Genomic DNA, 9,473 nt, shown 5'->3' on the forward strand with positions numbered 1-9,473 from the left:
TCAGAGTATCAACTGGAACTGCGCCTCCTTCATACTCTGGTAAGCTTTCGGATACTGTACCTGGGCCATTGACTCCACCTTCAAATGTTGGTTTTGTTGGCTCAACTAAGGATTCGCCTGATACACCACCTGTGAATTCGGGAATTTCATGAACGGCTGCTTGATTTACTAGTTTTGCAGGAATTTCTGGATTTGCACTAGATGTTAGATCTTGACCTGTTCCTCTTAAATCCGACTCTAATAAATAGCCAATATAGTCATAGCCTTTAATGTCAATAATCCCTTGAGAGAAACCATCTGCAGACACAAGGGTTTTAGTCTGATCATAAGCTAGCAAGTCCTTGTGTTCAAAAGCAAATACTTGATAAGGTAGGAATAAACTCTTACCTACAGAAGCAATCAATAACACTCCAACTATCTTTGAAGGTTTTTTCTTAGAAAATAGGAAAACCACCAAACTAGCCGTCAGAAGACCAACACCAGCCAAGGGGAAGGTGACAGATCCTGTTTGAGGTAAGACGGCCTGTCCCTGCTTACGATAGACTAGATAATAGCTCTCTTGACTAAGATCTTGTGGCAATTCATGGTGAATGAGTTCACGTTCAGCAGCTGTCAACTCCGATTCCGCTAAATAGTGAAAGGAAACTTGCTTGGTTTCATCAGCCTGAACCAGTTTTGGTTCAAGTGTTCCTCCAACGAAGGCAAGTCCAATCAATACCGAGCCCACTCCCATACTCAGTTTACGAATGGCAAATTTTTGTAGCTTTTTTCTATCTTCCATATCAGCTTTGTTCTTGTCCTTAAAGACATCTCCTTTGTTCCGTTTTCGTAATCTTATTATAATATTTTATTGATTTTTTTACAAAATTTTTTATAGATAAATTGATCATTTTTTGAATAAAAAAAAAGGTTCAGCTTATGCTGAACCAATTTTTAATCTGGCACATATTCCAATATATCACCAGGTTGGCACCCAAGTTCTTTACAAATGGCTTCTAGCGTTGAAAAACGTATAGCTTTGGCCTTACCTGTTTTCAGTATTGAAAGATTTGCGGGAGTAATACCTACACGTTCTGCTAAATCTCCTGAACGCATTTTTTTCTTTGCTAATTCGACATCTAGATTAATAACAATCATGTGATAGTCTCCTTTCTCTAAATTGTAAACTCATTTTCTTCTGCAATTTCGTTTGCTTTTTCAAGGACTTTACCAATTGTCCAAACAACGAGAGCAGTAACCATGAAAGTTATATTTAGAAATGAATAACCATTGAGTGTCAAAATCCCATCTCCTAGAAATGAGGCAATAAAGAGAGAAAGAGAAATACGATTAGCAAGTTTGACATTATGACTTGTAAAAATCTGTTCATGAATAATATTTTGGAAGAACTGTCTAACACAGAATAGAACAAACAGAATGATAAAGCTATTGATAAAGGACAAAGCACTCACTAGTATTGAAGTATTCACCATACCAGGTTTTAAGGAAATAGTCCCAAGGTTAAATAGGCTAATCTCAGTTACATTGAAAACAGTTAAAAGGATGGATATAACTAAAGATACTCCCAAGATAAAAAGTAGGATATTAATAAAACCTAAAGCAAATGGTAAGTAGGAATTTTTCTTAGACATTAATTTCAAAACCTCGTTTCTAATCTCTACTATATTATACAATATTAGTAAGTGTTACGTACATGTATTATGCTACTTTATCTGAAAATTGATTTTTGATAGAAGTAAGCACCAAGCTAGCAATAAACAAAAATGCTGCAATCGAGAAGTTAAAAATGATGTGGGCAGGATTCAAAATAAGTTCTGTAATACCTTGGATTGCTCCTACTAGCGTCATTAAAACTGCACCCTTTTTCAAGAATGAAATGGTTGTAGGTTCAAAAAGATCGCTTTCTTTAAAGTCCTTAGCAAACTGTTTTAATTTGATAAGGCCATAAGTTAGAAGTGTATTACCAGCAACAAAGGTTAGAACAAAGGCATTAACTCCTCCCCACGCTTCGTAGCCTGACCTTGTTACCTCCCCACCTTCAGGCATTAGTTGGCTGATATCAAATTGACCAAGGAGAAGAACTAAGGAAGCGATACTAAAGAAACTGAGGGTAAAGATTCCGAAATTAGAGCCTAATGTAACAAGTGATTTAGTAAAGTTTACGATTTTAGTTGATGTAGTTTTTTTCATGATGATTTCCTCTTTTATAAAATATTTTTAGTTTTAGCAACAAATGAGCTCTTTTTGTTACTACTCGAAAACTTATTATCGTTTTTCGATATATCTAGTATAGCATAATTTTTTTGAAATGCAACACTTTTTTATCGTTTTTTGATAATTTTTTTCTTTTATTTAAAAATGTCTTTATTTAAGAGCAATTAGACTTCAAATATTAAAGTCAACACTTCTAAAAAAATCAAATATGAATTAAAACATTTTTAGTAAACTCTTTTTTATAAAATCAAGTTCACTCAACATAATCCAACAAATAACCGTAACCCTTCTCTTCCATTTGATCCTTTGGAATAAAACGGATAGATAGGCTATTGATACAATAGCGAAGTCCCCCCTTGTCCTGAGGTCCGTCTGTAAAGACATGTCCTAGGTGAGAATTCCCGGTTCTGCTTCTGACTTCTGTTCTGACCATATTGTAGGACTTGTCTTCCTTGTAGGTCGCAACATCTGGACTGATAGGCTGGGTAAAACTTGGCCAACCACAACCCGATTCAAATTTATCTTTCGAAGAAAAGAGTGGTTCTCCAGTTGCTACATCTACATAAATTCCTGCTTCAAACTTATCCCAGTAACGATTTGAAAAGGCTCGTTCTGTTTGACTATTTTGAGTCACTGCATATTCCTCAGGAGAGAGGAGTTTTTTCAATTCATCGTCACTCGGTTTTGGATATTTACTCGCATCAATGACAGGATAGGCTGCTTGATTGACATTGATATGGCAATATCCATTAGGATTTTTCTGGAGATAGTCTTGGTGGTAGTCCTCAGCCACAATAAAATTGCTTAAGGCTTCCTTTTCAACCGCTAGAGGCTGGTCGTATTTCTGAGCAACTTGTTCAAAAACTTGATTGATGACTTCTAGGTCCTGCTCGTCCTTATAGTAGACTCCTGTTCTGTACTGAGTCCCCACATCATTTCCCTGCTTATTTTTACTAGTTGGATTGATAATGCGGAAATAATGGAGCAAGATTTCTTTTAGAGAAATTTGATTGGCATCGTAGGTCACATGAACAGTCTCAGCATGGCCTGTTTGGCCGATCAATTCATACTGGGTTGTTTCTCCTCTGCCATTCGCATAGCCAGAAACAGCATCTGTCACACCTGCTACTCTTGAAAAATACTCTTCAACTCCCCAGAAACAGCCTCCCGCTAGATAGATATCATGTAAGTCAGCATCTTTACTTGGCTCAGTTTTTTTCGTGACTTTTTGCCCTTGACTAACTGCTGCCTTCTCGATTTGAGTGGTATCTGTGTAGCTTGCGCTCCTTTTTTCCAAAAGAAATAAAAGTCCGATGATGATGCAAATGATGATTCCTATGAATACAATTATTTTTAATTTATCATCCATAATGAGCCTCTAATCTATGTTTTTTAGCATCTGTAAAATAGTTTCCTTGTCCATAAAGCCTGGCTGGGTCTTAACTAGTTTACCTTCTTTATCAATAAAAGCCTGAGTCGGATAAGAACGAACTCCGTAACTCGCTAAAAGTTGTCCCGAAGGGTCTAGCAATACTGGTAAATCTTTATAGTCCAAACCCTGATACCATTTCTTAAAGGCTTCTTCTGACTGCTCTCCTTTTTGACCAGGAGAAACAACTGTCAAGATGACATAGTCATCACTTGCTTCTTTTGCCAGTTCATCGGTATCAGGGAGGCTGGCTAGACAAATAGAGCACCAAGATGCCCAAAATTTGAGATAGACCTTTTTGCCTTTATAATCTGATAGGCGATAGGTTTTACCATCAACTCCCATAAGCTCAAAGTCTGGAACTGCTTCTCCTTGTTTTGCCATTTGAGAGCTAACTTTCGCTTGTTTGTCTGCATTTTGCTTGTCAGTTTCGCTTGTTGTCTGATTTTTACAAGCTGATAGACAGACCAGACTAGCGCAGACCAATACAGTTGCTTGCCATTTTTTCATTTTCATCACCTTTCTCGCTCATCATATGAATATATATATTGTATTATAGCTCTATTATATACCTATCACCCTAAAAATACTTGAAATCTGTTTGGAAAATCATTAAGCTTCTTGATTACAAAAACTCCCACCTGCTAAGCAGATGAGAGTTTGGGATTATTTAAAGATAGAAGTTTTAAAGCTATCTGTTTGTTGAAGGAGTTTCTTGAAGAGTTTTTCTTTAAGTGATACGGTATTATCAAATTTGACAGATCCGTTACTTAGAGTAGCCTTATCTTTATCAACTGCTTCAGCAAATGCACGTTTCAAGTCTTCATAGCTATTGTATGTTTTACCATCGATTTCAATAGATTGAATTCCATTTTTGGCACTTGTTACAACTTCATTGAAGTAAGCTTTCTTCCAATCTTCAAGATTGTTGAATTTTCCTTCAGAAATTTTGTTAATGATGAAGTCATCACCTAGAGTATTTTTACCAGCTTTTTTAGATTCGGCTTTTAGCATGTTAGAAGCATAGTTTAAGAAGCCTTTTTCATAACCATAGTAACCCCAAATTCTGAAGGTATTGTGTTTAAATGACATCGCTCCTGGAGCACCTTCACTTGTATTACCACCATAGATACCAGTCATCATTGGAACATTCACATAAGCAGAATCAAAGTCAGTAGGATTATAAACTCTGTTACCTGGACCACGGTTGGTCATGAAGTTGTTCGTAATTAGGTCATCTACTGTGCGTAAAGGAATAGCTTTTTCCTCATCACTTAAAGGTCGAACCTTGTCGAATTGGTTCTTGGTGTTATTTCCTCGGTATTGCTTATCAACCTTCTTGAACCAAGCATTGTTTAAATCTTGATTTGCTTTATCGAGGACAGCCTCTCCTTCAAGATAATCCAGAAGCATAAGAGTGTCGTTGTAGCCCTTCATGTAACGATCAATTTCGTCACGTGACTTCAGATCATTTGGATTTGTGTTGTACCATTGGTTTCCATTATTTGGACGTTCGTAGGCCATGTTCAATCCTAGAGCTTTAAAGTCTCCGTTTGTACTAGACTCAGCAGGAGATTGGAGCATACCTTGTGCGAATGCTTCCAAATCAGTACCTTCACGGTGTCTTGAACCACCCAAGTAGACCATACGGTCATTTACGTGAGTTGTTTCGTGGGTAAAGGCTGAAATACCAAAGTCACTAATCATATCGGTAACCATGAAGAAGACAGAGTCATCTTTATATGGATTCTCATAGACACGAGCCACAGCTCCCATACGCCAGTCAGTCGCATGATAACGGTCTGTAGGTCCATACAATTCACGGATAGGCGCCACATCTTTACCACTGTTTGTATGTCCGTAACGGTCTGTGCTGATATCCTTGTAATTTTGGTTATCCAAAACTGGTGTTGGTACCATGTTATTGCTCTTAAGAAGTTTATTACGTACTTTATCTAACGATAGACGTGACCAGAAGTCTAAATAATTTTGTTGAGCTTTGGCTACTTTATCGATTTCAGCTTTGAAGGCATTACGTTCTGCTTCAGTATACTTACCATATTTCTCGAATGAACTATAAGCCATTGTATTGTATGTTGAAATCAAGAACATATGGGCATCTTTTAAGTTCAAGAGTGGCAAGATCATCTTACCGTGCATATCATTGTTTAATCCTTCATAAGCTCTGTGTTTCTTATCAGCAAACTCAGGAGTTGTTGTTACTGGTTCAACGATATAAACATTGTCTTTGGTTGCTTTGATAAACCAATCGTTCAAGTTTGTATCATTTGTGAATAGACGCATATTATAGTCTAAGAAACTATTTAACTCGCTGATACCGATAACTCCACCGATAGCTTCGCGATAAGCTTCTAAAGTTCTATCACCTTTAATGTTACTTTCTTTAGAACCAATCTGAATCAAGAAGTCTAACACACTTACATTTTTACCATAGAAGTCTGGTTTGAACAACATAAGTTGCTTGATATTAAAGTTATCAAACTTAACTCCGTAGTAACGATTGAGGTAAGACAAACCAAGAAGAACCGCTGCCTTGTTGTCATCAATCTTCTTGATCAAGGCACGTTTAGCAGCTTCATCTGTGTTTAATTGATGATCTTCATTTTCAAGCAACTGTTTCACAAGTTTAGCCAAATTATCCTTGACTTCTTTGAAGGTTTCTTCGAGGTAAAGGTTCTTGATCGCATTAACTCTATTATCCCCAGTTCTTCCTAATCGTTGATAAATTGGGTCTGATTGTAATTCAACTGGACTTAATTTTTCAACGATAGCATTGATAAGATCACTACGGTCCTTGTCAACCATATTCGGCGTGTAAACAACTTCTCCAAGTTCAGCAATGCTGTACTCTTTCACTTGTTTGACCTTAGATTCTTTCAGCGAAACAGTAAAAATGTCTTTGGTCTTATCAGCATAGTGCACCAAAATGTGGTCAGCATCAGCCAATTCTGTTACAAAGGCATTGCCTTTCATGGCAGTTACAGACAAGACTTCTTTAGTCAAGAGAGGACTTCCTGCAGCCAATTTGTTTCCTTGATTAACAATCCACTCTTTATTGTAGAATGGTTGTAATTTTTCGATATTACGGTAGGCAATTTCACGAGAGGCGTCGTAGCCAATGATTGTTTTGTATTGATCAGCTTTGTTGACAATGTTATTGAGTTTGTCTTCAACAGGCTTCGTGCTTTCAAATTTATCAGCAGTGATTCCCATTGCTTCAATCTTCTTGTCAGCTTCTTCTTGTGAGATGCTAGGAATCTTGCGAGAATTCTTATAAGATTTATTACCCTCACTTACTCCCTCAACACTGAAGTTACGTTTTGTTCTTGAATACGTAAAGTAATCATCGGCGTCAATATCAGAGTGACCAAAGACCATCTCACCTGTTTTGACTTTCATCATGGTGATGTTATCTTCAATAGCACCCAAGGCCCAGTTAGTACCAAGTAATCCACCAGATTGAACAGCTTCTTTCAGCTCGATAGAACCTTTAGCAACTGAATTTCTGAGAACACCTTCTCTTCCTAGTGTATTGTTATCTCCACCATTTTGAGAAGAATAAACTAATCCTGCAGCTTTTGCCTTATTCCCAGTAATTTCAGCATCAACGTAGGCTTTTTCTACGATACCTTTCCAGTTTTCACCTAGAACACCCGCTAAGTACCAACCTTTGTTTCCAGCAGCATGAATCTTACCGATAAAGGCAACATTACTTACCTTACCACTACCATCAATTTTATTGATAATACCAGCTACATCGTTGCCTCCGACAACATTACCTGTTACTTTAACGTTTTCAACAGTTGCATTATTTTTGATAACATTTGCGATTGGTGCTACTCGATCAAATCCTGGCATGTCAATGTTGACATTTTCAAGCAAGAGATTCTTGACAGTACCACCTTCAATGTTACCAAACAATGGTCTCGTAATGTTATGGATGGCAAATTTATTACCTTCTGTACTTTCCAATGTTCCCTTGAAGGCATTGGTTACATAAGACTTGCCAGCGGGGTTCACGTTACTTGCATTCATACTGCTACCAAGCTTAAAGGTACCAGTAGGATTGTCCTGCATAGCTTTTACAAGATCATTGAAATCATAGTAAACATCACCTTCATGGGCTTTTGGTTTAGCAAAGTAATGGACATATTCCTCTGTAAACTGATTATCTGCGTTACGTTGGACTAGATCTGGTGCTTTAGCAGTGACTTTGAACAATGCTTTACCATCAACTGTGACTTCTTCAATCTTGTCAACAGCTAGTCTTGTAACCTTGTTATCATGTGTCGTAACTTTTAAGTAGTAAGGTTTAACATCTGATGGTTTTGCTGACAAGAGACTATTATCAGTCTCTACACCTTGGTCATCAACACTGATAAGGCTGGTTTCCTTAATGTTTTTGACTTCGACTTTTTTGAGATCGAGTCTTAGTGGTTCTTCCTTAAGAACTACTTCTTCGTTACCATTTCCACGATCGTAAACCATCTTGGTCGCAATCTTGTAGTCCTTGTAGTATTTCAAGTCTGTAAGATTAGCAGTCAAATCTCCCTCAGACATGTTGACTGTTTGAAGGCTAGTATCACCATCTTTCAAGACAACTTCAAGAGATTTAATGGTTACACCTGTTGGTTTGACCAATTGGTAACGAACCTTGGCACTACGCTCTAATTCTTCTTTATCAATTTGAGTAAGTGTCAACGTTGGCGCGGCGAGGACTTGATCACCTTTCTTAATGAGACGATCTTGCGCAGCTTCGACAACTTCCTCTGAAATAGTTGGAGCATCCGCAGTTTTCACGCCCTTAAGAGTCTTATAGACTTTAGTAATCTTTTTCTTACCGTTTTGACCAGCTTGAGCAACAACTTCTGTTCCCTTCGGAAGAGTGCTGTCTACTTCTGTTCTTGTCTCGAAAGGAATTTCTTCAAATGAAACTTCTTCAACTTGACCTTCAATAGCCTTGGTACCACGACTAATTTTTTCGTTTACTGGAGCCTTAACAGTTTCTGTACTCGTGCTGATTGGGTCCCCAACTTTTTGGCCATTGACAGTCTTATAGACACGGTGAATCAGCTGACTTCCTGCTTGACCATTTTGAATTACTGTTTCTTCATCAGTGTAGCGAGTATCGTCAGTTACATACTCTCTTGTATATGGAACTTCTACAGTTTCAGTTTCTGTGACAGTTGCTTCAGCTACTTCGTACTCTGGTAATTCTGGCTGAACTAGAGATTCGCCTTCGTGACCTGCTTCTTGAGTTCCTTTTGCTGTGATTTGGCCTGTGTAGGCGGGGGTTTCTGGCTGAACTAAAGCTTCGCCTTGGTGGCCCTCTTCTTGCGTGCCTTTAGCACTTTCTTCAGGTTTATAAGCTGGTTCTTCTGGTTGAACTAGAGATTCACCTTCGTGGCCCTCTTCTTGAGTTCCTTTAGCGCTAATCTCACCTGTGTAGGCTGGCAATTCTGGCTGAACTAAGGATTCACCTTCGTGACCTGCTTCTTGGGTGCCTTTAGCACTTTCTTCAGGTTTATAAGCCGGTTCTTCTGACTGAACTAAAGACTCACCTTCGTGACCTTTTTCTTGAGTTCCTTTAGCACTAATCTCACCTGTGTAGGCTGGTTCTTCTGGTTGAACTAGAGATTCACCTTCATGGCCTGATTTTTGAGTTCCTTTAGTACTAATCTCACCTGTGTAAGCTGGCAATTCTGGTTGAACCAGAGATTCACCTTCATGGCCTGATTCTTGCGTGCCTTTAGCGTTAATCTCACCTGTGTAGGTTGGCAATTCTGGTTGAACCAGTGATTCACCTTCA

Annotated in this window: 7 protein-coding genes; all 7 read right to left on the minus strand. The window is 38.2% G+C overall.

Annotated elements, in window-relative coordinates; translation table 11 throughout:
* A partial coding sequence (locus HMPREF2987_RS03075) for an SIALI-17 repeat-containing surface protein (RefSeq protein WP_142995348.1) occupies positions 1 to 781 on the minus strand: 781 nt, incomplete at its 3' end.
* 152 nt (positions 782 to 933) lie between these two features.
* On the minus strand, positions 934 to 1,137 hold the full coding sequence (locus HMPREF2987_RS03080; RefSeq protein ID WP_004252288.1) for a helix-turn-helix domain-containing protein: 204 nt from the start codon (positions 1,135 to 1,137) through the stop codon (positions 934 to 936).
* A gap of 17 nt (positions 1,138 to 1,154) precedes the next feature.
* Positions 1,155 to 1,631 carry a DUF2975 domain-containing protein gene (locus HMPREF2987_RS03085; protein ID WP_075229287.1) on the minus strand — a complete coding sequence of 159 codons (477 nt, stop codon included), beginning with the start codon at positions 1,629 to 1,631 and terminating at the stop codon, positions 1,155 to 1,157.
* Positions 1,632 to 1,698: 67 nt separating this feature from the next.
* Positions 1,699 to 2,190 (minus strand): hypothetical protein, encoded by a 492-nt coding sequence (locus HMPREF2987_RS03090; RefSeq protein WP_075229288.1) that lies wholly within the window; start codon positions 2,188 to 2,190, stop codon positions 1,699 to 1,701.
* 277 nt (positions 2,191 to 2,467) lie between these two features.
* Complete coding sequence (msrB, locus tag HMPREF2987_RS03095; RefSeq protein WP_075229289.1) at positions 2,468 to 3,583, minus strand: peptide-methionine (R)-S-oxide reductase MsrB; 1,116 nt, start codon at positions 3,581 to 3,583, stop codon at positions 2,468 to 2,470.
* A 9-nt stretch (positions 3,584 to 3,592) separates the two neighbouring features.
* Positions 3,593 to 4,153, minus strand: a complete 561-nt coding sequence (locus HMPREF2987_RS03100) for a TlpA family protein disulfide reductase (RefSeq protein WP_075229290.1) — start codon at positions 4,151 to 4,153, stop codon at positions 3,593 to 3,595.
* 156 nt (positions 4,154 to 4,309) lie between these two features.
* Positions 4,310 to 9,473, minus strand: a 5,164-nt coding sequence (locus tag HMPREF2987_RS03105) for a ZmpA/ZmpB/ZmpC family metallo-endopeptidase (RefSeq protein ID WP_257375065.1), incomplete at its 5' end; no start/stop codon positions are given.

The organism is Streptococcus sp. HMSC067H01 (assembly GCF_001814775.1).
Lineage (GTDB): Bacteria > Bacillota > Bacilli > Lactobacillales > Streptococcaceae > Streptococcus.

What these genes read in the sequence shown, in the direction of transcription:
- HMPREF2987_RS03080 (WP_004252288.1), bottom strand. Translation starts at nt 1,137, where the DNA reads ATGATTGTTATTAATCTAGATGTCGAATTAGCAAAGAAAAAAATGCGT.
- HMPREF2987_RS03100 (WP_075229290.1), bottom strand. Translation starts at nt 4,153, where the DNA reads ATGAAAAAATGGCAAGCAACTGTATTGGTCTGCGCTAGTCTGGTCTGT.
- HMPREF2987_RS03085 (WP_075229287.1), bottom strand. Translation starts at nt 1,631, where the DNA reads ATGTCTAAGAAAAATTCCTACTTACCATTTGCTTTAGGTTTTATTAAT.
- HMPREF2987_RS03090 (WP_075229288.1), bottom strand. Translation starts at nt 2,190, where the DNA reads ATGAAAAAAACTACATCAACTAAAATCGTAAACTTTACTAAATCACTT.
- msrB (WP_075229289.1), bottom strand. Translation starts at nt 3,583, where the DNA reads ATGGATGATAAATTAAAAATAATTGTATTCATAGGAATCATCATTTGC.